This window comes from Clostridium sp., from assembly GCF_036646415.1.
Lineage (GTDB): Bacteria > Bacillota > Clostridia > Clostridiales > Clostridiaceae > Clostridium_J.
The window spans coordinates 57,128-83,036 of record NZ_JAVXMF010000013.1; the positions used below are offsets into that span (position 1 = coordinate 57,128).

General features: G+C 30.1%; 20 protein-coding genes and 1 other annotated feature. Of the genes, 7 read left to right on the top strand and 13 right to left on the bottom strand.

The features are described from left to right. Nucleotides 1–8: 8 nt before the first annotated feature. From RSD37_RS10260 to RSD37_RS10295, 8 genes are all read right to left on the bottom strand, one after another. Nucleotides 9–383, bottom strand: a complete 375-nt coding sequence (locus RSD37_RS10260) for a GntR family transcriptional regulator (RefSeq protein ID WP_346946642.1) — start codon at nt 381–383, stop codon at nt 9–11. 32 nt (nt 384–415) lie between these two features. Then, the gene (locus tag RSD37_RS10265) at nt 416–1,087 is read right to left on the bottom strand and encodes an ABC-2 transporter permease (RefSeq protein WP_346946643.1); all 672 of its coding nucleotides are present in this window, start codon (nt 1,085–1,087) and stop codon (nt 416–418) included. Between the two features lie 12 nt (nt 1,088–1,099). Beyond that, on the bottom strand, nt 1,100–1,759 hold the full coding sequence (locus tag RSD37_RS10270; RefSeq protein WP_346946644.1) for an ABC-2 transporter permease: 660 nt from the start codon (nt 1,757–1,759) through the stop codon (nt 1,100–1,102). 2 nt (nt 1,760–1,761) lie between these two features. After that, a complete protein-coding gene (locus tag RSD37_RS10275) occupies nt 1,762–2,625 on the bottom strand; it encodes an ABC transporter ATP-binding protein (RefSeq protein ID WP_346946645.1) in 864 nt (287 codons plus the stop codon). 399 nt (nt 2,626–3,024) lie between these two features. Next, nucleotides 3,025–4,215, bottom strand: a complete 1,191-nt coding sequence (locus tag RSD37_RS10280; RefSeq protein WP_346946646.1) for a peptidoglycan DD-metalloendopeptidase family protein — start codon at nt 4,213–4,215, stop codon at nt 3,025–3,027. A 353-nt stretch (nt 4,216–4,568) separates the two neighbouring features. Continuing rightward, nucleotides 4,569–6,029, bottom strand: coding sequence for an SPFH domain-containing protein (locus tag RSD37_RS10285; protein WP_346946647.1), 1,461 nt, complete (start codon nt 6,027–6,029; stop codon nt 4,569–4,571). A 95-nt stretch (nt 6,030–6,124) separates the two neighbouring features. Beyond that, nucleotides 6,125–6,613, bottom strand: coding sequence for an MFS transporter (locus tag RSD37_RS10290; RefSeq protein WP_346946648.1), 489 nt, complete (start codon nt 6,611–6,613; stop codon nt 6,125–6,127). Nucleotides 6,614–6,778: 165 nt separating this feature from the next. Further along, on the bottom strand, nt 6,779–8,569 hold the full coding sequence (locus tag RSD37_RS10295) for a DNA mismatch repair protein MutS (protein WP_346946649.1): 1,791 nt from the start codon (nt 8,567–8,569) through the stop codon (nt 6,779–6,781). A gap of 479 nt (nt 8,570–9,048) precedes the next feature. On the opposite strand from RSD37_RS10295, the gene RSD37_RS10300 reads away from it, so the two are divergent. Continuing rightward, nucleotides 9,049–9,597, top strand: a complete 549-nt coding sequence (locus RSD37_RS10300) for a manganese efflux pump MntP family protein (protein WP_346946650.1) — start codon at nt 9,049–9,051, stop codon at nt 9,595–9,597. Nucleotides 9,598–9,882: 285 nt separating this feature from the next. On the opposite strand, the gene aspS is transcribed toward RSD37_RS10300, so the two are convergent. Then, the gene (gene aspS / locus RSD37_RS10305) at nt 9,883–11,172 is read right to left on the bottom strand and encodes an aspartate--tRNA(Asn) ligase (protein ID WP_346946651.1); all 1,290 of its coding nucleotides are present in this window, start codon (nt 11,170–11,172) and stop codon (nt 9,883–9,885) included. A gap of 483 nt (nt 11,173–11,655) precedes the next feature. Continuing rightward, nucleotides 11,656–11,883, bottom strand: a binding site (T-box leader). A gap of 386 nt (nt 11,884–12,269) precedes the next feature. Between aspS and RSD37_RS10310 the strand changes: the two genes are divergently transcribed. The 6 genes from RSD37_RS10310 to RSD37_RS10335 all read left to right on the top strand — a co-directional run bounded on the left by RSD37_RS10310 (nt 12,270) and on the right by RSD37_RS10335 (nt 18,827). Continuing rightward, complete coding sequence (locus RSD37_RS10310; protein WP_346946652.1) at nt 12,270–12,929, top strand: corrinoid protein; 660 nt, start codon at nt 12,270–12,272, stop codon at nt 12,927–12,929. After that, nucleotides 12,929–14,014, top strand: a complete 1,086-nt coding sequence (locus tag RSD37_RS10315) for a uroporphyrinogen decarboxylase family protein (RefSeq protein ID WP_346946653.1) — start codon at nt 12,929–12,931, stop codon at nt 14,012–14,014. Before RSD37_RS10310 ends, RSD37_RS10315 begins: the two co-directional genes overlap by 1 nt. Nucleotide 14,015: 1 nt before the next feature. After that, nucleotides 14,016–15,047, top strand: a complete 1,032-nt coding sequence (locus RSD37_RS10320) for a uroporphyrinogen decarboxylase family protein (protein WP_346946654.1) — start codon at nt 14,016–14,018, stop codon at nt 15,045–15,047. Beyond that, nucleotides 15,034–16,770 (top strand): ASKHA domain-containing protein, encoded by a 1,737-nt coding sequence (locus RSD37_RS10325; RefSeq protein WP_346946655.1) that lies wholly within the window; start codon nt 15,034–15,036, stop codon nt 16,768–16,770. Before RSD37_RS10320 ends, RSD37_RS10325 begins: the two co-directional genes overlap by 14 nt. A 100-nt stretch (nt 16,771–16,870) precedes the next feature. Beyond that, nucleotides 16,871–17,716: a uroporphyrinogen decarboxylase family protein gene (locus tag RSD37_RS10330; RefSeq protein WP_346946656.1), complete on the top strand. Its 846-nt coding sequence runs from the start codon at nt 16,871–16,873 to the stop codon at nt 17,714–17,716. 187 nt (nt 17,717–17,903) lie between these two features. Further along, complete coding sequence (locus RSD37_RS10335) at nt 17,904–18,827, top strand: DUF5692 family protein (RefSeq protein ID WP_346946657.1); 924 nt, start codon at nt 17,904–17,906, stop codon at nt 18,825–18,827. Between the two features lie 212 nt (nt 18,828–19,039). Here RSD37_RS10335 and RSD37_RS10340 read toward each other — a convergent pair whose 3' ends face one another. From RSD37_RS10340 to RSD37_RS10355, 4 genes are all read right to left on the bottom strand, one after another. Further along, nucleotides 19,040–20,611 (bottom strand): ABC transporter substrate-binding protein, encoded by a 1,572-nt coding sequence (locus RSD37_RS10340; protein WP_346946658.1) that lies wholly within the window; start codon nt 20,609–20,611, stop codon nt 19,040–19,042. Between the two features lie 293 nt (nt 20,612–20,904). Further along, complete coding sequence (locus RSD37_RS10345; RefSeq protein ID WP_346946659.1) at nt 20,905–23,232, bottom strand: HAMP domain-containing sensor histidine kinase; 2,328 nt, start codon at nt 23,230–23,232, stop codon at nt 20,905–20,907. Continuing rightward, the gene (locus RSD37_RS10350; protein WP_346946660.1) at nt 23,207–23,905 is read right to left on the bottom strand and encodes a response regulator transcription factor; all 699 of its coding nucleotides are present in this window, start codon (nt 23,903–23,905) and stop codon (nt 23,207–23,209) included. The genes RSD37_RS10345 and RSD37_RS10350 overlap by 26 nt, the downstream gene beginning before the upstream one ends. Nucleotides 23,906–24,218: 313 nt before the next feature. Beyond that, nucleotides 24,219–25,595 carry a sodium-dependent transporter gene (locus RSD37_RS10355; RefSeq protein ID WP_346946661.1) on the bottom strand — a complete coding sequence of 459 codons (1,377 nt, stop codon included), beginning with the start codon at nt 25,593–25,595 and terminating at the stop codon, nt 24,219–24,221. Between the last annotated feature and the right edge of the window lie 314 nt (nt 25,596–25,909).

The following is a 25,909-nucleotide window of genomic DNA, read 5'->3' on the forward strand; positions in this document are numbered from 1 at the left end:
CATTAATTCTATTTCTCTCTATACAATATCCCTAATATTTCTGTGATCTCATCTAACGAGAGACTTGCCTTCGCCCCTTCATCTATTGCCTTAACTAAATACTCTTCTACATTTCTCATAATAGATTCTCGAACTAGCTCCTTATCCTGTGCACATACAAAAGATCCCTTTCCTGGAACTGTATATATAAACCCATCTCTTTCAAGCTCATCATAAGCTCTCTTTGTAGTTATAACACTAATTCTAAGATCCTTTGCTAATGCTCTAATAGATGGTAGTGGTTCATCTACAGATAATTTATTCATTAAGATATCATTCTTAATTTGCTTTTCTATCTGAGAATATATAGGTTCTCCTGAAGAGTTATTGATTAATATATTCATATATTTTCCTCCAAATCTGACTAGTCAAAACTTTACTGTAAATCACGTTTTTTATACCCTTCAATGGAAAGCAAAATAAATACCGCATAAATTGCTAACCCTATCAAAATTATGGTAGTTGCTACTAATGGTACATTATTCATAACCTTATCTCCATAGCTTAAAAACTTTTCCTTTATATTAGGACTTATTTTACTTATAAATCCAACTAATATAAACGGTACATATATAATGGAAATTATTATTATACTAGAATATTTGGCAGCAGTGCTATATTCAAATCTGTAATAAATATAATTTGAAACTCCTTGTATTAATGAATAATATATAAAAACTATTGATTGAACTAATAAAATTAGTTTAAGTTCTTCCACATTAAGTCTTCCAACCAATGTAATTATCCCCAATAATACTACTGCTGTAGCTATATAAATCACAAGATAATATATATACTTGCTAATTACTACATCTCTTCGTTTTACAGGAAAGCTATTAATTATGATATCATAATTTTTTCTCATCTCTTCAGTTGCTGTAAACTTATTTACCATAATAGGTATCATCATACTTCCCATTACATATATGAACATAGCAGCTTCCATGCTTTTAATTGAAGTAAATGCAAGTATTACACCTACTAATAAGGTTATAATGCTATATGCATATCTACTGGTTATAAAATCTTTTTTTAAAAGTGCTATCATAAATTTTCACCTCTATAAATCTTTCTTTTCAAAAATAAATATTGATATACAAGTAAATAGTGTTATTATAAGACCTATTAAAGCTACCAGAATCCCATTATTTAAAATACTATTGGTAGTAAAAATCTTCATAATATCTATTAAAAACTCAGGTGTAAAATTATACTCAAAGAAATTGTTAATAATCGATGTCCCAACAATCATAATCATAAAAATCACATAGTAGCATATTCTCGCGAATTTTATTCCTAAAGTAAAATACACTAAGTAGTATATTGCTAGAAGTAATGTCACATAGGTAACCATCATTTTTGCACTAGAAATATCTATAGGTTCACATATACTTGGAACCACCCAATGAACTAATGTATTCAATAAAACACCTGATACAAATAAAAATATTATCCATATTGTAAAACTTAAAAATTTGGCTATTACATAATCTTTTCTTGTACAAGGACTACTTAATAGTGATATATAAACCTTATCCCTTGATTCAAGTTCCGTATATCCCACACCCAATATTCCAAAGAAAACCATATAATACTTAAACATATCAATGCCATTTGATGTAATCATAATTATTACAAGACACATTAATATTAAAAGTCCCTGTTTACTTGCTATTATAGAAAAGTTAGTTCTTAATTCCCGTATTAATGCCTTTCTCATTTTTATCTCTCCTTACGCCTATTTATAAATATCATAACATCTTCAAGAGATGGTTTTTCTATTGTAACTTTACCTCTAAACTCTTTAGTAAACCGCTCTACATTCCTTGTTAACCCCTCAAATCCAAAGTTTGTGTTTCTTAATCCTTCTAGTAACTTCTTATCTTCATCTCTAAGCAAATCCTTATCGCCTTTAACAATCCTATACTCCTCAGTTATATCTTGAGTAGGTTTAGAAAATACAATCTTTCCTTTGTTTATATAGGTGATATAATCTGCAATCTTTTCTAAATCTGATGTTATATGGCTAGATATCAAGATACCTATATTTTCATCTTGAATAATCTCTTGAAGTATATCTAACACATTACGTCTCATCACTGGATCAAGTCCTGATGTTGGTTCATCTAGTATTAAAAATTCGGCGTTGTGGCTAAGCGCTAATGCAATTGCAAACTTCATCTTCATTCCCTTAGAAAGCTCCTTTACCTTTTGTTTTTCATCTAAACCAAACCTTGTAATATATTTATTAAACACCTTCCAGTCCCACTGTTTATAAAAATTAGAGATTATCTTTCCGTTATCTTTCATTGAAAGATTTTCATAATAGAAACAATCATCATAGACAAAGCCTATTCTCTCCTTTATCTCTCTCTGAAACTTCACATTATCTTTACCAAAGACCTTTATAACTCCACTATTTTTACTTACGAGATTCATTATAAGTTTTATGGTGGTGGTTTTGCCTGCCCCATTTTCTCCTATAAAACCCATAATATATCCCTTCTCTAGTTTAAAAGATATATTATCTAACTTGAAATCCTTATATTCCTTTGTTACATTTTTTATTTCTAAAATATCTTCCATAATGATACCTCCTATTTTGTACTCTCCTAATATTTCTTAATTCTTTTAACTATCTAATCAATTAACTCTGTCCATTAACATTGTTTTCAATTTTAACTTCAAAATTATTTTCTTACAGTAACTCCACCTGACATTGTTCATTGTGTTAATGCTCATTATATACAGTTTTCATAAAAAAATATATACTATACTGTTAATACCTTATATAAACAGTATAGTATGCTCATGCATATTATGTCAATACTAAATTCAGTTTTTTATTTAATATTAATATAATATTTTAGTCAGTGATAACATACAGACCTTTTATCACTCATTGAAAAAACATGAAAAAAATACCTAAGCAATAGCCTTTAATCTATTACTTAGGTATATACATTTAACTGAAAATTTAATATCTTAGTTTACGTAATATGATGTTGGATCCATTCTGTTTCCACTTGAGTTTGTTACTTCAAAATGTATGTGTGGTCCCGTTGACCAACCTGTTGAACCAACTACTGCTATTTGTTGCCCACCTGATACACTTTGTCCAACACTTACTGTTAACGAAGAGTTATGAGCATACAAAGTGCTAATATCACCATGATTTATTACTACAACATTTCCATATCCATTCATCACACCTGCATATGTAACAGTTCCTGACATTAATGATGTTACTGGAGAACCATTTGGTGCACCTATATCAATACCATTATGAAATTCTCCGTCCCCTTTAAATGGACCATTTCTATATCCATAAGGAGACGTTATTGAATATCTAACTCCATTACTTATAGAATACATACCATTTGTAGATACTGGTGGATTATTAGGTACTTGTCCCTCTGTAGATGTATCTCCACCTCCACGAGAAGGTCTATTAGCCGCCGCTTCCATAGCTGTTATACTATTTAAAATTTCATCAAATTCAGCTTTATCTTGTGCTAAAAGCATTTCTGCTGTTTCAAGATCTTCTTCTGCTTTAGCCATAAGTTCATCCTTTGAAGCTTTTTTAGTATTTAACTCTTCTACACTGTCATCTACTACTGATTTCGCTTGTTCTAAAGTATTTTTTTCTTTAGTAGTATCTTCAATGGTTGTCTCTAAAGTCTTTTGGTTAGTTTTAAATTCATTAATCACCTCATTGTTATAAGAAATTAATGTGGTTACTGTATCAAGTTTTTCAACAAAATCTGAAAATCCCTCAGCATTAAGTAATACTTCAACATAGCTTGTCCCATTGCTCATGTATAAGACTCTAAATCTTTTATTCATAAGGTCTTTATTTTTTTGAATCTCCATTTTTAATTCTTCAGACTTTTTTTCTAATTCATCTATTTTTTCAGTTGATTGACTAATCTGTGAGTTTAACTGATTAACTTCTTCGTATAATCCTTGAAGTTCATCATTAAGTTCTGAAACCTCGCTTAATATACTTTTTTTATTATCTTTTAATTCTTCGACTTTCACTTTGTTGCTTTCTATTTTCCCCTCTATATCTTGTGACTTATCCTTTGCACTTGATAAGTCATCTGCTATTACCGTTGATGTTATTAAACTGCAACTTACAATTAACGCTGCTATAAATTTAAGTCTTTTATTCATAATTATCCTCCCTAATGGTTCCTAATTATACTCAATACTTATTTTAAAACTACTCTTTTATGTATGGTATTATTTATAAATCTTGTTTAAATTATATATCTACCCTTCCTAATTATAATGAAAATTTAAACTTTTTACGACCTTTTCATATAATTTCTACTAACTATAATTCATCACTAATTTTAACAATGTACATGCCTCTTGTCAAGGCAACCCCTTTAAATTGGAATAAATTTCATATTTTCTTCGTCTGCATATCTATAATTTTCCAATAATTATTGATAAAAACTCTAGATAAATATAACCTAGAGTTTCTATAGCATTATATTCAGTTATTTATACTTCTTCTTCCTCTACTGACTAATTTCCTTAGTGTCATGCTCTTCTATTTCTATTGTTTTATTAACTGGCATAACCGCTTCATCACACACCGGTTTCTTTGCAGTTATATCCTTTATTAATCCTATAAGATCAAGACCCGTTAAAGAATTGATAACTTCTGGTACCTCTGCCATAATACTTGCTATATTCTTCGATACCTTTGCAGCTCCACCTTGACCTCCATTGTCTATAATAATCATCTTCTCTGTTTTGGACAACGGCTCTGATATACTTCTTGCCACATCCGGAAGCTTATCCGTTAACATCTGAATTATAGCCGCCTCACCGTATTCTTTATAAGCTTCTGCTTTCTTTTGCATAGCCTCAGCTTCAGCCTTCATTGCATCTGCATTAGCTTGCCCTACAAGTCTTATTGCATCTGCTTCTGCCATACCTTTAATTCTTATTGTCTCTGCTTCTGCTTCTGCTTTCTTAATCATTTTAAATCTTTCAGCTTCAGCTGCTTGCTCTGCTTTATATTTTTCTGCCTCTGCAACCTTCTTAACAGTTGATTCAAGTTCTTTTTCTTTTTTGCGCACTTGTTGATCCGCTATATCTGTTTGTCTTTGCTCTTCAAATAATTCAGCATCCTTTAATGTTTCAACAACTTTTTTATGAACTATATTTTTTTCTACTTCATAAGCAAAGTCAGCCTTGGCTTGAGCTTTTTTCTCTTCTTCTTTAAATGATTGAACCTTTAATTCTTTTTCCTTGTTTGCTCTAGCTATTTCAGCTTCAGCAAAAATTTGCGCCTCCATACCAAGTCTCTTTGCCTCTGCTGTTTTTTGCATTTCTTCTCTTTTTGCCTCAGCCTCAGCAATTGCTGCATTTTTCTTAACCTCAGCTATTTGTTTAGCTCCAAGAGCTTGTAAATATCCCTTAGTATCATCTATATCTCTAATTGTAAAAGTCTTTATCTCAAGACCCATTTTTTCAAGATCATTCTTTGCTACATTCTCAACTTCATTTGCAAACATTTCTCTATCTTTATAAATTTCTTCTATGCTCATCTTAGAAACTATTTCTCTTAGTTTTCCTTCTAACACATCCTGTACTGTACTTCTAATTACCTCAATAGTTTCGCGTTCTTTACCTGTATTAAATTGCTCCATAGCTAGTAATACACTTGCTGAATCTGACTTAACTTTTATAATAGCTACTCCATCAGTATCTATAGGTACACCATTACGATCTAATGATTCATGGGTTTTTACCTCAACCTTCATATTCTCAAGAGATAGCCTATTGGTTTGTTCGAAGAATGGTACTACAAATCCACCTTTACCACTTATAACCCTTCTTTTTAGTCCTGTTACAACGATAGCCTTGTCTTGTGCAGCTTTTTTCCACGTTATACAAATAATCCACATAACTGCTAGTACTAAAACTATCCATCCCAAGTTGTCAACAATAGTTTCTAATAACTTTGTCATTTACATTCCCCCTAATTATTTTATATGTTTTATGAGAATACTAATTTAATTATTATCCTCAATAAAATTCTAGAAATATAAATCTATCCCCACTTTCAATTAAATGCAGTGGAATTCAGTGCTATTCCATTCATTAGACTATCCTTACCCACGAGTTCTATAACAAAAGACTGACGAGCAGGCATATCTATAGTATTTATACATCCTACTATAAGTGCTATTAATGCAAGGTGCCAAAATTGTACAACTCCTGTAAATACTAAAATAGCTTGAACAAAAGCCATAACCATAAGTCCAATTTGAGTCAACACCAATATTTTACGTTTTGAAAACCTATCAATTATTACTCCTGCAAATAGTGAAAATAACATAATTGGAGTAAATTGAAGTGCATTAATAAGGCCTAAAGAAAATCCGGTATTCTCTCCAACTATTTGAAGTACTAGCCACCCTTGTGTTGTAGTTTGAACCCAGCTTCCTATTAATGATACGCATTGACCAAACCAAAAATACCTGAAGTTTTTATATTTCATAGCTGGGAATGCCTCATTCATTCTTTTACCCATAACTTTCCTACAATTCATATAGTCCAATCCCCATTCTGCATACTCTAATAGTGTAGAGTATAATACTTTTGTAAGTCTTTATGGCAAATTTAAATATTACCATTACCGCTTAAAGTAAACTACTTATGGTATTCATTCGTAAAATTAAGTTTAATAGCATAAACATACTACCCATGTTTTCCCTTATATTTCAATTCCTACAATTCTCATAAGATATCTTGCATTAGTGGTAGTTGATTGACCCTCTTTTATCTTGTAATCAAAGTATATTTTATTATTTTGATAATACTCAGTAAAATGATAATTTTTTATTTTATTACTATCCTCACTACTACAAAGTTCTAGATCATGAGTTGTTAATGCTCCTATTACTCCTACCTTGTTTAGATTTTTAATCACTGCTTTAGCTCCTGTGATTCTATCCTTTGAATTAGTTCCTCTAAAAATCTCATCAATTAGAAATATCATTCTTTTATCACTATTAGCACACTCAATTATATCCTTTATTCTAATAAGTTCTCCATAGAAAGTTGATATTCCATTCTTTAAATCGTCAGTTATTCTCATAGATGTAAATATATTAAGCGGTGTACATTCTAGATCTTCACCAGATACTACTCCTCCAACGTATGCAAGAACTAGATTTATACCAATAGTTCTTAAAAAAGTCGTTTTACCAGACATATTAGAACCGGTTATTATGAAAATATTATCCTTCATATTAACATCATTAACTATTCTAACATCCCTACTTAGTAATGGATGACCTAACCCAGTTGATACTACTTTTAACTCCTTGGAATTTATTCTTGGATAGCAGGTTACTTCATTTATATGTTTTATTACACTTAGACTCATTAAACCTTCAATTTCGCCTATATCTGAAAGCCAATGTTCTATTTTACTTCCGTACTTCTTCTTCCAAGTTTCAATTGAAAATACACATTGATAATCCCATAAAAATAAAATATTTAGACCTATATAGAGGATTCCATTAGTTCTTATGTTAATACGTTCTGATATCTTTACCAGCTCTTTAATAGCTTTTATTGAAGAGTCCCTTTCATTAAACAATCGGCTCTTTATATCCTTTAACTTCTGCGAACTAAATTCTTGTTTTTGAATAAGCTCTAAAATATTTTTATATTCTTCCAACGTTCCTCTAAAATAGTTAATAGACTCTATAATTCTATTAACTTTTAATACAGATATAACCCATATAATAAGCTGGATAATTAAAAATACTGAAATTAACCAGCTTAAGCTTGATAATTTAAAAATAAAAATAATTAACGATAGTGGAATTGTAACTATTGGCATAATGCATATGAAAGTTTTAATTGCTTTTGATTTTATTAATACACTATCATCCTGAACATAATTTAATAGTTTTTCAGGATTATTTAATTTCCCCTTTTTATTTTTCCCTATATACTCCATATTTTCACATAGATCTATGTTATTGAATAGCTCCTCTACAGCCTCCTGTCTTAGAACTATTTCATTTTCATCATAGTTAGGGTATAACAAATCTTTTGCAAGCTTTACTCTCCCTTTCCAAGTATTAGTAATATTAATTAATTGAAATAGCGATTCCTTCCCTACAATATCTAAATCTAAGGAAAATCTATGACTTTTATCTACGAACTCTTCTCCTGTATCATTAAAATCTACCCACTTACCAGAAATCCTATCTAGATATCTATTGTTTATCTCAATCATATCTTCTGAGAATTTTAATTTTTCCTTAACTGTATTATGATATAGAAGTAATCCTATAAATACTGCATAAAATAATAAGGCAAAATATAAATATCTACCTTGTGATTCTCCTCTTATTAATTTATATGTAAAATAAATTCCTCCTAGCATGGATATCAGTCTAAAATATCCAACTTTATCATACTTCTTTTTACAATTAATGATTTCTTTTTTATATTTGTCTATTCTCTTTATAAATTTATCTTCAATCACATTACTACTCCTTAATTGTACTATTTTTAATTCTTACATGTATATTATAACCATTTTTTCTAATTTCATCAACCAAACTTATGTTGAATATTTTAGCCGAGCAACTCACAACATAATTATGAAGCTGCTCTTGATTCAATTGAATAACTAATTTGACTTATGAGTATATTTATGACATAATTATAAAATAAATATCTCGTGAGGGAGTAGTTTGCGTATATTAATTTATACGTGTCAAGTCAACATACTGATTACTTGTAATCTGGCTTGCCTTAAAGAACAAGACTCACGTATAGCCTTAATAAGGCTATACGTGAGTCTTTTATTTTTTATTTAAACCATATTACCCTACTCTAAGTGTGGATATTATTAAATATATAAGTTTTATAGCTCAATCATCGGATTAGGGATATTAGTTTATGTAAGGAAAATAGCTATAATACCATTATTAAAAAAATATAAAATTAAGGAGTTTTGAAATGAATATTTTAGAAATTATATTAATTGGAATAGGTCTTAGTATGGATGCTGTAGCAGTATCTATGACCAATGGAATGGTATATAAAAACACCACTAAAGCAACGCTACTTGCTATGCCTCTGTTCTTTGGATTTTTCCAAGGATTCATGCCTGTTATAGGGTATTATGCTGGAGGAATATTTTCAGAATTCATCACTAAATATGCTGGTATACTTGTTCTTGTAATCTTAGGTTTTATTGGTGGTAATATGGTGAAACAAGGTCTATCTAGTAATAAAGATGAAGATGACTCAAACGCATCCCTTACTTTTAAGCTTCTACTATTTCAAGCAATTGCAACTAGTATAGATGCCTTTGCTGTAGGTATAGGCTTCAGTGCTATGAAAGTTAATATTCTAACTTCTGCTCTAATAATAGGTATTACTACTGCAATTTGTAGTTTGATTGCAATCTTTATAGGGAAAAAATTTGGTAATCTACTTGGAAAGAAAGCTGAAGTTTTCGGTGGAATTATTTTAATTATTATAGCAGTAAAGGCGATTCTCTAAAATACCTTATACTTAATTAATGTATCAATTACATAAAAAATAGGAAGGTATATTATTTTTCTTTATACCTTCCTATTTACTTTTCTTTACACCAAATTTTTAACTCTAAGTGAATTTAATCACTAATTCCTCCTAACTTCTATACCACCTGAAGCTACATTCAAATCTAGTCTTACATATGGGTAACTGCCGATTTTTGCAGTAACACTATTTCCTGCCATACTCTTTTTATTTTCCACATGAAAATTACTATTAAATATAGTTTGAAATATGCTTACTATAAAACTAAGGTGTTAATCTAGTTCTATCTCTTGGTATTAATGATGCTTCTCTAACATTTTCAAGCCCTAATAGCTGAGCTGTTATTCTTTCTAATCCTATAGCAAGACCACCATGCTTTGGCATTCCATACTTGAAGATTGATGTGTAACTACCATAAGCCTTAGGATTTAACCCCTTATATTCCATATTCTTAACAAGTTCATCATAGCTATGAATTCTTTGTCCTCCTGTAGTAATTTCAATTCCTCTAAATAGAAGGTCAAAGCTATGGGTTTCTACTTCTCCACAAGGCATAGTATACATTGGTCTTTTTCTTCTTGGGTAATGAGTTAAGAAAATAAAGTCACAGCCATATTTTTCTTTAACATATCTAGAAATCAATTTTTCACCTTCAGGGTCTAAGTCTCCATCTAAATCTTTCTTATTATATTCCCTGTCTAATATTTCTAAAGCCTCACTTAGCTTTATTTTAGGAATAAAGCCTTCTATCTTAGGAATCTGAACCTGTAATATTTCTAAATACTTTTGTCCTTCACTCTCAACCTTATTAAATATAAACTTTAATAGTTTTTCTTCCATGTCCATAATGTCTTCTTCATTTTCTATAAATCCCATTTCAAAGTCCATGCTTATATACTCATTTAAATGTCTATTGGTATTATGCTGTTCTGCTCTATATACATGAGCAACTTCAAAAACTCTTTCAAATCCAGCTCCAACCATCATTTGTTTATAAAATTGTGGACTTTGAGCAAGATAGGCTTTGTTCTCAAAATACTTTACCTCAAAGATTTCTGTTCCACCCTCTGCTCCTTCTGACACAATCTTAGGTGTGAAAATCTCAGTAAAATCCTCTTGGATTAGAAATTCTCTAAAGCCTTGTGCTATTATATCTTGAATTTTAAAAATGGAATTTACTTTCTCATGTCTTAAACTTAACACTCTATTATTTAACATTGTATCTAAGTTTATATTTAACTCAGGAGTATTTATTTCAATTGGCAGCTCCTCTTGTGAAGCATTAACTACTTCAAGGCTTTCAACTTGCACCTCAAAAGGATTTAAAGTATTCTTACCTTCCTTCACACTTCCAATTATTGATATTACTGATTCTACTCTTAATGAAAGTCCCTCTAAAGAATTATTTTCAATGACACATTGTACAAGTCCAGTTCTATCCCTCACTATAATAAATGTGATTGATTTTAACTTTCTTATACGATATACCCACCCCTGTAACTTCACTTTCTCATCTATATAATTATTTAACTTATTTATCATAACTCGTTTCATTTCAATTACCTCCTAATTAACCTTTAATTTTATTACTTATTTTTTACACCTAAATCAATTAATCATATTACTTCACTTGCTCCTATTAAAATAATATTATCTTTATAGTTTGCAACCTACAAAAATAATAGCCCCTTGAGCAAACGCTCAAGGGGCAAAATAATTCGCGGTACCACCCTTGTTGATTTAATTATTGTCTACCAAATCAAATCTTAGAAATTCCTTAAGCTTTTAAATTTATACTTTTAAAGCTTAGAAACTTTTATATCCCTAAAATTACTCTTTTACTCCAACTTCAAATATATGAAAGTCAAATTGAATAACTCTTATATATAAATTAATACCATTAATGAAATGAGTTCTATTTCATTAATAAATCATAGCCATCCATATCTTAATAATTCACAAAATTTAAGATAAATTAAAATATCTTTTTATAATTAATATTTCTAACTATGATAAAAAAAAAAGCCCTCACTCCATAATAGGAGTGAAAGCTACATTCACGGTACCATCCTAATTTGATTAAGTAATAATTAACTAAATCATCTCAAATCCCTATAACGGAGGAATCCGATTTATCCTACTTTAATTTTTCAGATAAATATCTCCAGGATGTCTTTCAATATTACTTTTCTCATAGAGCTTACACCACCCTCTACTCGCTTTAGATACTCAGATAACATCTACTATTCCCTTCAAAGAATTATAAATATATATTTATTATATTTTATGCCTTCTCAGGATAGTTGTCAATATATTTTGAAAATATATTTATGTGCTTTTGTAATATTTACATTTCAATCCTAATTTATAAAATAACCTCCAATATTTATTGTTAAAATTTAGGTTTTATGGAAATTTGCTATTAAGAACTCTATCTTTTAAGCATGAATTTGATTAATATGGAACACTAATGTAACAGTAATAAATAACTAATAAATACATACTCATCTATATAAAATACCAATAATGCCCAACAATTTTCTAAAATAATATTATGATGTAGTTGAGTAGAGACTTACCCTTATTAGTTTTGAATAAATTTATGTAAATCTATTCAAAACCATTAATAAATTAAAGAGGTGTGTAAATTTATGAATAATAAAAAACACTTATTATTAAAGTCCTTATCACAGGGTGTTGTTGATATGGATGAAGAATTAGTAGAAGCTAAAGCAATAGAATATCTAAAAGAAGGCTTTGATGCCTATGATGGTATTTCAGCTGGCTTAGCTGTTGGAATGGATAAAGCTGGAGTACTCTATGAGGAGGAGGAATATTATATTCCTGAACTTTTAATGTGTTCTGATGCTATGTATGCTGGTATGGATAAACTTAAACCGCATCTTAAAGTTAATTCAAATGAAATAAAACATAAAGCCGTTGTTGGAGTTGTCGAGGGTGACACCCATGATATAGGAAAAAACTTATTTAAAATAATGCTTGAAACTTCTGGATTTGAAGTATATGACCTTGGAAGAGACGTTCCACCTTATGATTTTATAAATAAGGTAAAAGAAACTGGTGCAACTTTAGTAGGTATGTCTACTTTAATGACCACTACTATGGATAATATGAAGGTAGTTATAGACCTTCTAAAAGAAGAAGGCATTAGAGATGATATTACCGTTATGATTGGTGGTGGACCTATCTCTCAAAGCTTTGCAAGTAAAATAGGTGCAGACGGCTACGAAGTTGAAGCTTCTAAAGCTGCCCGTTTAGCTAAAGACCTTGTTGATAGGAGGATTATCTAATGTTTAAGGATAAAATGACTCCTTTAGAAAGAGCTAAGGCTCTCTCTAAAGGAGTAGATGTTGATAGACTTCAATGTAATCCTAATCTTTCAAATGGTATTGCTCGTATTACAGGAGCGAAAATTTCCCAATTTAATCATAGTAGTAAAATTCTCTCTGACGCTGTAATTAGTACTCACAAAAGATTTGGCGGTGATGGTGCTAAAATATTTACTGACTTATTTATAATTTCAGAAGCCATGGGTGCAAAAATGAAATATCCCGAAGATAATACTGTAGATTTATTAGAGCCTGCTATTAGCTCTATAAAAGATATCGAAAAATTACTCCCTGTAAATCCACTAAAAGATGGCAGACTTCCACTCCATATTGAAACTATGAAAATTGTGAATGATTCCATTGGTAACGAAGTGCCTTGTAGTGCTGCAATTGTAGGTCCATTTACTAATGCTTGCTTTTTAATAGGTGTACAGGATATGACTAAATTAATGATAAGAAATCCTGAAGCCGTTCATCAGCTTTGTAAAATTTCTCTTGAAAGCTGTATCTCCTTTGTATATGAATGTTTAAAACAAGGTGTTGGCATTAGTGTATGTGAACCCATGGCATCTTCTACGGTTATAAGCCCAATTCATTTTAGAAGATATTGTAAGCCCTATTTAAAATCTTTAGTTGATTTTATAAAAACCAAGGGTGTAACCCCTTCTGTTCACATCTGTGGAAAAACTGATCCAATCTGGCAAGATATTGTTGATATAGGCTTTAATGGATTTAGTATTGATAATGTGGCAAGTTTAGTTAAATGTAAGGAAACAATAGGAAATCAAATAAAAATCATGGGTAATGTAGACCCTTCAACTATCATGTATAGTGGTACTCCTAATAATGTAAGAGTAGCTACACTTAAATGTATTAAAGATGGTTATGACAGCCCTAAAGGTTATTCTGTCATGTCAGGATGTGGACTACCTGTTGAAACACCTTTGGAAAACATCGATGCAATGTTAGATATTACTCGAGAATTAGGTTGGCCTATTTACCCAGATAAAATAGATTTTCTTATTAAAAAATATGGAGATAAATAATATGATTACATCAAAAGAAAGATTATTAAATATTATTAATGGATATAAAGTAGATCGTGTTCCTTGCATGTGTCCTGGAGGCATGATGAATATGATTGTGGCAGAGCTTATGGATGTGGAAAAAGTTTCTTGGCCTGAAGCTCATAATGATTCAACTCTTATGGCTACATTGGCTTCAGGTACCTGTAAAAATGGTATCCTAGACAATGTAGGTGTACCCTTTTGCATGACTGTAGAAGCTGAAGCTATGGGTGCTAAGGTATATCTAGGAGATAAATATACTGAACCTAGAGTTATAGAGTACCCTACTCAGACTGTTTCCGATTTTAATGAATTAAGTAATATGGATTTTTCCAAAGGACGTTCAAAGGTGGTATTAGAAGCTCTTACTAAACTTAAAAATATGAATATGGATACGGTTATCGTAGGGAACCTTACTGGTCCAGTAAGTCTTGCGTCTTCATTAGTTGATGCTTCTAACTACTATAAAGATTTAAGAAGAAAACCGTCTGAAGTTCATAAGCTTATGAATATGGTTACCGAAAACCTTATTTCCTTTGGTAAGGAGCAATTAAAGAGTGGTGCGGATATAATTGCAATTTCTGACCCTAGTGGAACTGGTGAAATACTAGGTCCTAAATTGTTCCGTAAATTTGCACTACCTTATCTAAATAGAATTGTGAATGAATTAAACCCTCTATGTAACAATGGAGTTATAGTTCATATTTGTGGAAAATTAAAGCCTATTCTTAAGGAGTTAAATGATTTAGACAATCATATCTTAAGCTTTGATTCTATAACTAGTATAAAAGAGGTTAAAGAAAACGTACCAAACAAAGTTCTCATGGGGAATATAAGTACCCTTGCACTAGATATAGGAGTAAAGGATAGCTTAAAATCCGCTTGTAAATTCTGTATCGATAGTGGTGTTGGAATACTTTCCCCTGCCTGTGGACTTGGTACCAATACTAAGATAGATAGTATAAAAACCTTAATAGAAGTTTCAAAGGAGAATTCTAATGATATTGATTAATCCAAGTAACAAAACCATATTAGAAGAACTAAAATCTCAAGATACTTTAATTGAGTGTCCTTGCAGAGGACTTGGCACCTGTGGAAAGTGCAAAGTTAAAATATTAAGTGGAAAAGTTACCCCAACTACCTCTGATGAAATTAACCTTCTCTCAGCCGAAGAAATTAGTAATAACATTAGACTTGCCTGTCAAACTAAGGCTATTAGTGATATTCAGATAAACTTACTTTTTAAAAATACTACTAGTAGTAAAATACTAACAGATGGTTATATGCCTAAATTTAATATAAATCCAACCTTAAGAAAAGTTAAAGTTAGCTTAAATAAATCAGACCTATCTAACTTTAAAAATGTTAGCGAATATTTTAGTAAATCTATGAATATAAAATCACCCCTTTCAATTAATTTACTAAAAAAGTTACCTATGCTTTTAGATGCTGAATATGGTGATATTATCATGTACAATGATGAGATACTAGATATTGGTGATTCAATAGATAAATTTTATGGAATTGCTATAGATATCGGAACTACTACAGTTGCATGCTCACTTATAGATATGACTACCTTTAAGGAAGTTGATAGTAGTTCCTTTATAAATCCCCAAAAGGAATTTGGCTTAGATGTACTTTCAAGAATTCATTACGCAAATGAAACGCCAGATGGAATTGATAATCTTCAACACTCCATTGTTAAGGAAATAAATTCCAATATAGAAATCTTATGTGTGAAGAATAATCTAACTAAAACTTCTATTTATGAAGTTGTAATTGGAGCTAATTCTACTATGTTACATTGTCTTTTAGGAATTCCTATAAATACCTTAGGAAAATCCCCTTATGCTAGTGTTTTTACAGATAGTATCTGCACTAATGCCATAGACATAGGAATTAATATAAACTCTAGAGGTAAAATATATTGTATTCCTTCCGTATCAACCTACATAGGTGGTGATATAGTTTCAGGCATTTTAGCTAGTAAACTCTATGAAAAAAAAGAAAATACACTATTTATAGATATTGGTACCAATGGTGAAATAGTTTTATGTAAAGATGGAAATCTTATCTCCTGTTCATGCGCTGCTGGTCCTGCTCTTGAAGGAATGAACATTAGCTGTGGCATGAGAGCTGCTAATGGTGCCATTGAAGGTGTGAAAATAGTGAATAATCACATCTCACTTAAAATAATTGAAGATAATATTCCTACTGGAATCTGTGGAAGTGGGATTTTAGAGGTCGTAAGTGAGCTTCTTTCTAATGAAATTATAGGAACTAATGGAAGGCTTAAATCTGACTCTCCACTAGTTTATGAAACTGATGGTAAGCTAAGTATGACTCTCTATGAAGGTAAAAATAAAATTTATATTACCCAAAAGGATATAAGACAAGTTCAGCTCTCAAAAGGTGCTATACTTTCAGGTTTCCTTGCTCTATTAAAGTATAAAAATATAACTATGGATGATTTAGATACTGTTATGATTGCCGGTCAATTTGGAAAACATCTATCGCCTGAAAGTCTCACTGGCGTTGGAATAATCCCTAAAGATCTAATTAACAAAATTGAATATATTGGAAATTCTTCAAGAGTCGGAGCTCTAATGTGTTTGCTTTCTAAAGATGAAAAAACACGAGCAGAATTAATAGCACAGGATGTAGATTATATAGAACTATCTAATATTGAAGACTATGAAAAAATATTTACTAAAGCACTTATGTTCAATTAATAATTACACTATGTTTTAAATAATGTTGATAAGGACTTCATATTATCTTCGCTAAAACATAGTCACTAATTAATTCAACATGTATATTGTAGGAGGATTTGTGAATAAATTTATATGTAACAACTATGAGCATAGCTCTCTTGATATGTCCAACATAAATTCATTATCTATAGGAAATGTAATGGATTTACACCAAGATGCAAATAATATTGCAAAGTTAGCAATTAAAGAAAAAGTTTCTAAAAATGATATATGGGTAAAACTTCCCTTTTGCAGTACTCTAGAAGGTGAACTTTTAGGTGCAAATACATCACTAACTCTTCAGGGTGCTAAAATAAAAGATTATTCTTTTAAATCCATAGAAGAAATCCCTAAAATATTAAACTTAAATTCCTCTAGAATGAATTGTTTAAGTGATGCAATGAAGCTTCTTAATAATGAAAATATAATATATAACATAGAAGGTCCATTTACTATATTAAGCTGCCTAGTTGATAGCACTGTAATTTTCAAAGCTATACGCAAGGAAAAAGAAGAGTTTAATTCATTACTTTCTTTCTTAGAGGATTTTATAGTAGAATATGGAACTCTAGTTTACAACAATGGTGCAAAAATATTATCCTTTGGTGATCCTGTTGCAACTATAGATATAATTGGACCTAATATCTTTAATAATATATATAAGAACAGCTGCATAAAAATACTAAAAAGACTTAGTGAAAATTGTCCTAATGCCATTATCCATCTATGTGGTAAGTTAAGTCAAAATCTTATTTATACTGATTCCGTAAAAGTAGATACCTTTGAATTTCCTGAAACTCTAACCTATGGCGAATCATTAATTAAGTATAAAGACTTAAATCCTAAAAATCAGATTATAGGGTACATGTGCATAAATAGGACTAACACTAATTATAATCATGTTCATCCTATTAATTTAAAATAAATAATACACACTAATAATATTAAAATATTTATTAGTGTGCTTATTTTAATTCTACTATCCAAAACTGTATATCTTATTATTTCTTTAGCTCTCTGATATTGTTTAGTTTTACTTACAATTTACAAATAAAAAGTATATACTAATATTTGTAAACTATATTGATATATATTGCAGAGGAGGTATTATTATGTTTTTATTCGAATCTCAACCATTATCTAACTGGATTATGTTGTTCATAATATTTTTTGCATTAATTGGACTTAATGAACTAGGTCGTAGATCTAAGCTAGGTGGTATATTACTTTTCATGGTATTACCAGTGGTTCTTACTTTTTTTGTATGGCCAAAGACTACAAAAGGTACAAGCGTAAATGATTGGTTCCATTATGCTAAAGTCTACTCATCACTAGCAGGTTGTATTGGCTTCTGGCTAATTAGATATGTGAAAGGTGCTACTAGTAAAAAATGGGTTCTATGCTTCCCACCATTAATTTTAGCAATTAATATTCTTGAAGCTGTAGCACGTGATTTTCAAATTTACGGATTACACCTTAACAGAGAAATCTTCGAAGGAATGATGACTTTTAGTGGTCCTTGGAATGTTATGAACGGGATTGCTGGTATATTAAATATCATTACAATTACAGGTTGGATAGGTATCTGTATAAGTAAAGACAAAAGCAAGGACATGCTTTGGCCAGACATGCTTTGGTTCTGGATTGTAGCTTATGATCTTTGGAACTTTGCTTATACTTATAACTGCTTATCCGACCACTCATGGTATTGTGGTATAGCATTGCTATTAGCACCTACATTTGCTGCTTTCTTTATAAAAAAAGGAGCTTGGTTACAACACCGTGCCCAAACGCTTGCACTATGGTGTATGTTTGCAATGACTTATCCTAACTTCATTGACCACTCACAATTTGCAGTTAAATCATCTCAAAATGCAACTGCTTTATTCATTATAAGTTTAGTTGCATTAATAGCTAACGTTGCTGTATTTGCACATTATATCTACAAAATTATTAAAGTAAAACGTAATCCTATTAAAGATGAACTTTATGTGGATCTTACTGGATATAAAGAAGTTAAAGCATTAGCTGAATAATATTATATTTATCAAAACTTAAGGTTGCTATAAACTTTTATATTAGTCTGTATTACAAAAGTGGATTAAAATCATTAAATGATTTGAATCCACTTTTTTGCATATATAGTTAAATATTTATTCCTGTACTTTTACTCTTAATTATAAGTTTTCCACACTCAGTTTTTTATCATTTAAAATTTCATCCTACATTAAAGAAAAATATAATCTTATTACTTAATATATAACTTTGACCAATCCTCAAACATTATCATACCTTTTGGTATAGCCTTATCTATTCCTTTTAGGTTTTTTTGTGCAATCATTAGGATTTCTTCATAATCAATTGGATAAATTACTGCATCCTCTGCAATTTTTAACTGTATATCTCTATAAATTTCCTTACGTTTTTCTCCATCTGATTCATTGAATCCCTTATTCCATAGTTTATCAACCTCTGGATTACTATATCCAGTTTTATTGTAAAATGATCCAGTTTCAAACATTCTTCTATATGCGTTAACATCTAAACCCAAGTTGTATCCATTTATATAAAGATCACATTCAGTACCACCACCATATAATATCTTTGAGAATACTTCACTTTCGTAATTTACTATTTCAGTATCAATTCCGATTTCTTTTAATTGTTGTTGGACAACTAATGCATAATCTTTATGTCCAAAGGCCTCCTTGTCATATCCAATTTTAATTTTATCTACACTAACTTCACTTTCTTTTAATAAAGTTTTAGATTTTTCTAAATCCTGAGCATAACCTTCAACTTTTGTATCTGTATAATAATCTGCTTGTGGTATTAATATTGATATAGCTCCTACAAAGCTTTCATCACCATAAGCTGACTTTATCATTGCATTTCTGTCTAAAGCATATGCTATTGATTTCCTAAAATTTAAATCTTTCATAGCTTCAGTATTTTGATTGAAAACTATATAGTTTAATCTCCCTCCGCTATGGGTATAAGTTTGTAGATTTTCATCATCTTTCGATTTATTATAAAACTCTGAACTTCCTCTCATAAGCGCTATTTCACCATTTTTAAATGCTTTCTCTTGCTCAGTTTTATTTGGCATTATTTTCATAGTTATCATATCAGCATTTGGATTTCCTGAGTAGTATTCATCAAACCTCTCAAAGATTATACTTTCGCCTTTTTTCCATTCTTTAAATTTGAATGGACCAGATCCTATAGGTGTATTATTTTTTTCTGATACCATAACCAACTCTTCACCCTCATAAATGTGTTTTGGTACAGGAGATATTCCACATAAATTATTCACAAAGCCTGCATTCTTTGTGGGTAAAGTAATTTTAACTGTTAATTTATCCACCTTCTCAACTTTTATTGGTTCACCATTTATCAAAAGGGACTCTCTTAATAGAGAATTCTGTTTTTCATCTAATATAAGATTTAAAGTGTACACTACATCATCTGATGTTATTTGAATTCCATCATGCCATTTAAGATCTTTCCTAAGCTCAATTGTTAGTTCTTTATCCTCCTTAAAATCAACTGAATATGCTAGATATGTTATTATTTTTCCACCACTGCAAACATAAAGTGGTGAATATACTATATTTGATACTAGCATTTCTTCATCTGTAGTTATGAAAGCCGGATTTATTATACTTGGTTCATTATCTAATGGAACTATTATATTTCCTCCAGTTTCTCCTGTGGCTTCTTTCACATCACTACTTGAAGAATTCAAGTTTCCGCACGCTGTGAAACTTATCATAGTTATTGCCACTAATAGTATTGAAATTAATTTTTTAAATTTCATAATAACCTCCTTGTATATAGAATATAATCCTTTTTATTTTGTTATTTTGTTATTTTGCTTTAGTACTATTTTAAGCAAAAACTAAATTATTATTTAATATATTTGGTTTTTATTAAAACTTATATGATATATCTACATATTTACAAGCATCTAATTTATATATTAATCTTATATCCTACCTGCTTTTTAAAGCATAAAAAAACTACAAAACTCTAATTTACTAGAATTTTGTAGTTCTCTTTATTTATGATTTTATATATGATCAAACTCAAGAGGGTTAATTTAATCATATATTATTTTATATTTTCTTTTTCTCTGGGTAATTCCACTGTTGCCTTAAACAAGTCTCCATCAATTCCAACCTCTAGCTTTCCACCATGAAGCTCTATTATATTCTTTGCAATAGCAAGACCAAGTCCTGAACCCTCTGTATTTCTGGATTCTTCTCCACGTTTAAATCTTTCTGTAATCTCACTTGCATCAAAGTTAAGTTCAAAGGCTGAAATATTTTTCATTATAACATAAACTTTATCTTCATCAACTTTAACATCTACATAAACTCTTGTGCCCTTTAATGAATACTTTATTGAATTAGAAATTAGATTTTCAAATACTCTCCAAATCTTTATTCCATCTGCATTAATATAGATTTTCTCTTGAGGAATATTTGTCTTAAAATCTAAGTTAGCTTCTTCAATCCTTCTCTCAGCTTCACCTAAAGACTGTCTTAGTAATGCACTAACTTCTATCTTTGTGAAGGTAAGTTGCATTGCTCCACTAGCTGCTTTTGAGGCTTCAAATAAATCTTCTATTAAAATCTTTAAGCGCTGAGACTTCTTATCTAAAACTTCTACATATGCCCTAGCTTCCTCTGGTTCAATATCTGCTCTTTTAAGTAAATCTACGTAATTTATTATTGATGTTAAAGGTGTTTTTAGGTCATGAGATACATTTGTGATAAGTTCTGTCTTCATTCTCTCACTTTTATTTTCATTTTCAATGGACTTTCTAAGACCTTGCTTCATATTATTTATACTATGAGCAAGTTCCTTCAGTGCACCCTTACCTTCTTCTAAAATATCCTCACTCATCTTACCTTCCGAAATCTGTTTTGCTCCATTAGTAATTCTATTAAGATAAGCAAATTCTTTTACTAATTTAAATACAACTATAGCTGTCACAATTATACAAAATCCTATAGCAAGTATAAGCCCAGGACCACGTAGAGCTAAACATAATATAAAAGAAACTCCAAGGCAAATTACTAGATAAGCTCCAATTAGTCGAGTCAACCTTCTTCCAAAACTACCTTTTTCCATGGATACCTTTAAAACCTCATAAAGCTTTACAAAATAGCTTCCCCTTAAAATAGTTCCTTCTTTATAACTTTGTATTATAGATTTTATAACTATATAGTAAATTACTAATAATAACGCTATTAAAATTATATTGTATAAATTAATTGTATATCTATACTCATTATCCAAGTTATAATGGAAAAACATTTGTTGTACAATATATCCTAAAAATAATATCAACCCCTTAATTTCCAAAGTAACATCACTCAACTTAACTAACACTTCATCCATGTAGGAATATTTACCTTTAAACTTTTTAAGTATAAATATCATAATTATTATTCCTAAAAGCCCACCTAATAAAATGCCAATCTCCATATCTAATGCCACCTTGGCTTCTAAAAAGCTTGAATAAATATTATAAACACTACCTCCAGCTACCAGATTTTTTGGTACTGATATATAAATATCTAAATCACTTTTTACCGTCAAATAATCTTCCTCATAATAGTTATTTGATTTGGACACAACTTCTTCAGAAACTTGAATCTGAGTAACATCATACTTACTATTGAAACTGTAATCATTTAATTCCTTTGACTTTAATTGATCTCCATCAATAAATATTGATTTTTTTTCATTACCATTTGAAATATGATATTCTGCAAAATATCCGCTATTTTTTTTCAACTCTGCTATAGCTTCTTTTCCTGTATCATAATTAGTAATCCACATACTATTTCCTTTGTCATAGGCAATGAATTTTAAGTTATCATATGTATTTAAAAGATTTGTTTCTCTATTAAAATCTGCTAACTTTTCTTCTATAATTAAGTTCTCTAACTCCTCATCTGTATAAGTGTATTTTTCTTCTAAAGTCTTACGAATTTTAGACTTAGCATCGTCAAAACTTTTTTCACTCCAATCACTAGTATCATTTTCATCATAAATCTTCTCAGATTCATCTTCATACTCAGCCTTAAATTGTGATTCTATAAATTGCCTTTTTAATGCAATTTCTTCTTTGGTTAAATTTTTTCTATCTTTGATATATTCTTCGCTTTTATATAACTCCGATACTTTAACAACCTTGTTAGTAAATTCATTAATAGAACTTCCTAAAAATCCATTACCATAAAGACTTCTGCTATCATATATATCTCGATTTGAATTAATATCCTTAAGAGAAATTACTGATATTGAAACCATTATCGCCATGATTACCATAGCAATTATCTTTGCTATGTTTATCTTTCTACCGTCCTTAATCATTTCCTCATAGCCCTTTTCTGTATCATTAATATTTTTCAATTTTGTATCCAACACCCCACACCACCTTTAAATATTTTGGTTCTTTTGGATTGATTTCTATTTTTTCTCTAATTCTTCTTATATGCACAGCTACTGTATTATCTATATTGTAGCTTGTTTCATTCCAAACTCTCTCGTATATTTCCTCCATGGAAAATACTCTTCCCTTATTCTTAAGTAAAAGTTCTAAAATCTTAAACTCTATAGGAGTAAGCTTTACACCGTCTCCATCTACAAAGGTTTCTTTCGTTTCCTCATTTAGCTCTAATCCACCACTTTTTAAAACTCCACTTTCCTCTTCTTGCTTAAAATTTCCAAAGGTTACATATCGCCTAAGCTGAGATTTCACCCTGGCTATAAGTTCAAGAGGATTAAATGGTTTTGTTATATAATCATCGGCCCCCATGTTAAGACCTAAAATTTTATCCGTATCCTCTGACTTTGCAGAGATTAATATTATAGGTATATTCTTTTCTTCTCTAATCTTAAGTGTTGCTCTAATTCCATCCAACCTTGGCATCATAATATCCATTAAAATAAGATGGATATTTTTATCAACTAAAACCTCTAAAGCTTCAATTCCATCACAAGCTCTATATATTTTCAACCCTTCATTTGAGAGATATATTTCAATGGCATCTACTATTTCTTTGTCATCATCCACAACTAATATATTATAATTCATTCCTAACTCCCCTTTCCTTGCAAATTAATTATACCATGACTTCTATCACCCTATACTTATATATTACCCCTGAATTATTAAGTAATTATGGATATAAATCTTAAGAAATTCTTACAATAGCTAACCCGCTTTTTACATCTTATATGAAAAAATTACTCAGCATGTAAAGAAGCCTCTACGAACTGTAAAGGCTTCTAATCTTTTATTTAATTGCTTAACTAACTATTTGATTTTCTGATTAGTACCACTTACTTTGAGCTTCATACATTTCACTGTATTTACCTTCAATGTTAATCGTTACTAATGTTATGTATTATAATGATATTCCAAACATGTTAGCTATAGTTGGTAAAACGCCTATTGCATTTAACCAAATAATAAATATTAATACTGGTGCAACATATTTTATCATTACTACAAAGAAAGCTTTGCTTCTAAATTTATATTTTCCATTACAAGTAATTTCATCTGAAATGTTCTCAACACCCCATACATGTCCTATGAATATACACATTAATAATCCACCTAGTGGCATAAGAACACTTTCAGCTAAGAAACTCATAAAATCAAAGAAGTTACGTCCAAATATCAAGAAATCTCCCATAATTGGCCCATTAGCAAGTGAGCAAGGTATACCTATAAGAAATAGAATAGTTGATATTATTATAGTTGCTTTCTTTCTTCCTACTTTAAAATTATCAATTATAAAGGAAACTACAACTTCAAGTAATGATATAGCTGATGTTAATGCAGCAAATAATATTAATATAAAAAATAGTATACCAAAGAACTGACCAAAAGGCATTGCATCAAATACTGAAGGCAAGGTTATAAACATTAAGCTTGGACCTGCTCCTGGTTCAAAACCAAATGCAAATACTGCTGGAAGAACAGCAAATCCCGCAAGTAGTGCAACAAGTGTATCTATAGCTGGTATTATCATTGCGTTTTTTTCTAAATCCTCTGTTTTTCCAAGATAGCTACCATAAGTAATTATAGCTCCCATACCTAAACTTAGAGAAAAGAATGCTTGTCCAAGAGCCGCCATCACTGTACCAATTGTAATTTTGGATAAATCAGGTTTTAAGAAGAACTTTATTCCTTCCATAGCTCCCTCTAAAGTTACAGACCTAATTACAACTATAATTAATAGTACAAATAATGCTGGCATCATAAATGTGCTTGCTTTTTCAATACCACCAGAAACTCCTTTTAACACTATTATACAAGTAAGAGCCATAAACACTAAGTGCCATAATATAGGTCCTGTAGCACTTGATATAAATCCATTAAAATAAGCACTTGCCTCGGCTCCTGCTATACCACCAGTAAAGTACTTAGCAATATAGTTAAGTACCCATCCACCGATTACGCTATAAAATGAAAGTATACAAAAACCTACAACTACTCCAATAAATCCTACAAAAGCCCACTTTTCACTAAGCTTTCTATATGCACCAACTGCACTTAAATGAGTATTACGTCCAATCGCCATTTCACCTAGCATTATAACAAATCCTATCATTACAATCATAACTAAATAAAGAACTACAAAAGCGCCCCCACCGTTAGCTCCTGCCAAATAAGGAAATTTCCATATATTTCCCAAACCTACCGCTGATCCTGCTGCCGCTAATATAAATCCTATATTAGATGCCCATTGACCTCTACTATTATCCTTATTCTCCATAATCATTACCTCCTATATATTTATTAATAAACTATGTTATTCAAATTTAAGATTACAAGCTTTTATATTTTTAAATTTGCATAACGTAAATTATTTTTAATATTGAAAATATACTGAATAGTTCGTTTATTAATTTTTAATTATGTTACTATTCTATTAAATTTTCTTAAATAATGCTAGTATTATTATTATTTAATCCTTTTCAACTTTTTTTTGCAAGATAAATATGTTAATTATGCAATAAAAAAAATAGCATTTATTCTTCCAAATAAAGCTATTCTATATATAGTTAAAATTTCAACATAATAATAGAA

Coding starts and splice junctions, on each gene's coding strand:
- aspS (WP_346946651.1), bottom strand. CDS start 11,172: ATGAAACGAGTTATGATAAATAAGTTAAATAATTATATAGATGAGAAA.
- RSD37_RS10260 (WP_346946642.1), bottom strand. CDS start 383: ATGAATATATTAATCAATAACTCTTCAGGAGAACCTATATATTCTCAG.
- RSD37_RS10320 (WP_346946654.1), top strand. CDS start 14,016: ATGATTACATCAAAAGAAAGATTATTAAATATTATTAATGGATATAAA.
- RSD37_RS10340 (WP_346946658.1), bottom strand. CDS start 20,611: ATGAAATTTAAAAAATTAATTTCAATACTATTAGTGGCAATAACTATG.
- RSD37_RS10290 (WP_346946648.1), bottom strand. CDS start 6,613: ATGAATTGTAGGAAAGTTATGGGTAAAAGAATGAATGAGGCATTCCCA.
- RSD37_RS10300 (WP_346946650.1), top strand. CDS start 9,049: ATGAATATTTTAGAAATTATATTAATTGGAATAGGTCTTAGTATGGAT.
- RSD37_RS10335 (WP_346946657.1), top strand. CDS start 17,904: ATGTTTTTATTCGAATCTCAACCATTATCTAACTGGATTATGTTGTTC.
- RSD37_RS10270 (WP_346946644.1), bottom strand. CDS start 1,759: ATGAGAAAGGCATTAATACGGGAATTAAGAACTAACTTTTCTATAATA.
- RSD37_RS10265 (WP_346946643.1), bottom strand. CDS start 1,087: ATGATAGCACTTTTAAAAAAAGATTTTATAACCAGTAGATATGCATAT.
- RSD37_RS10285 (WP_346946647.1), bottom strand. CDS start 6,029: ATGACAAAGTTATTAGAAACTATTGTTGACAACTTGGGATGGATAGTT.
- RSD37_RS10350 (WP_346946660.1), bottom strand. CDS start 23,905: ATGAATTATAATATATTAGTTGTGGATGATGACAAAGAAATAGTAGAT.
- RSD37_RS10280 (WP_346946646.1), bottom strand. CDS start 4,215: ATGAATAAAAGACTTAAATTTATAGCAGCGTTAATTGTAAGTTGCAGT.
- RSD37_RS10315 (WP_346946653.1), top strand. CDS start 12,929: ATGTTTAAGGATAAAATGACTCCTTTAGAAAGAGCTAAGGCTCTCTCT.
- RSD37_RS10275 (WP_346946645.1), bottom strand. CDS start 2,625: ATGGAAGATATTTTAGAAATAAAAAATGTAACAAAGGAATATAAGGAT.
- RSD37_RS10355 (WP_346946661.1), bottom strand. CDS start 25,595: ATGGAGAATAAGGATAATAGTAGAGGTCAATGGGCATCTAATATAGGA.
- RSD37_RS10325 (WP_346946655.1), top strand. CDS start 15,034: ATGATATTGATTAATCCAAGTAACAAAACCATATTAGAAGAACTAAAA.
- RSD37_RS10310 (WP_346946652.1), top strand. CDS start 12,270: ATGAATAATAAAAAACACTTATTATTAAAGTCCTTATCACAGGGTGTT.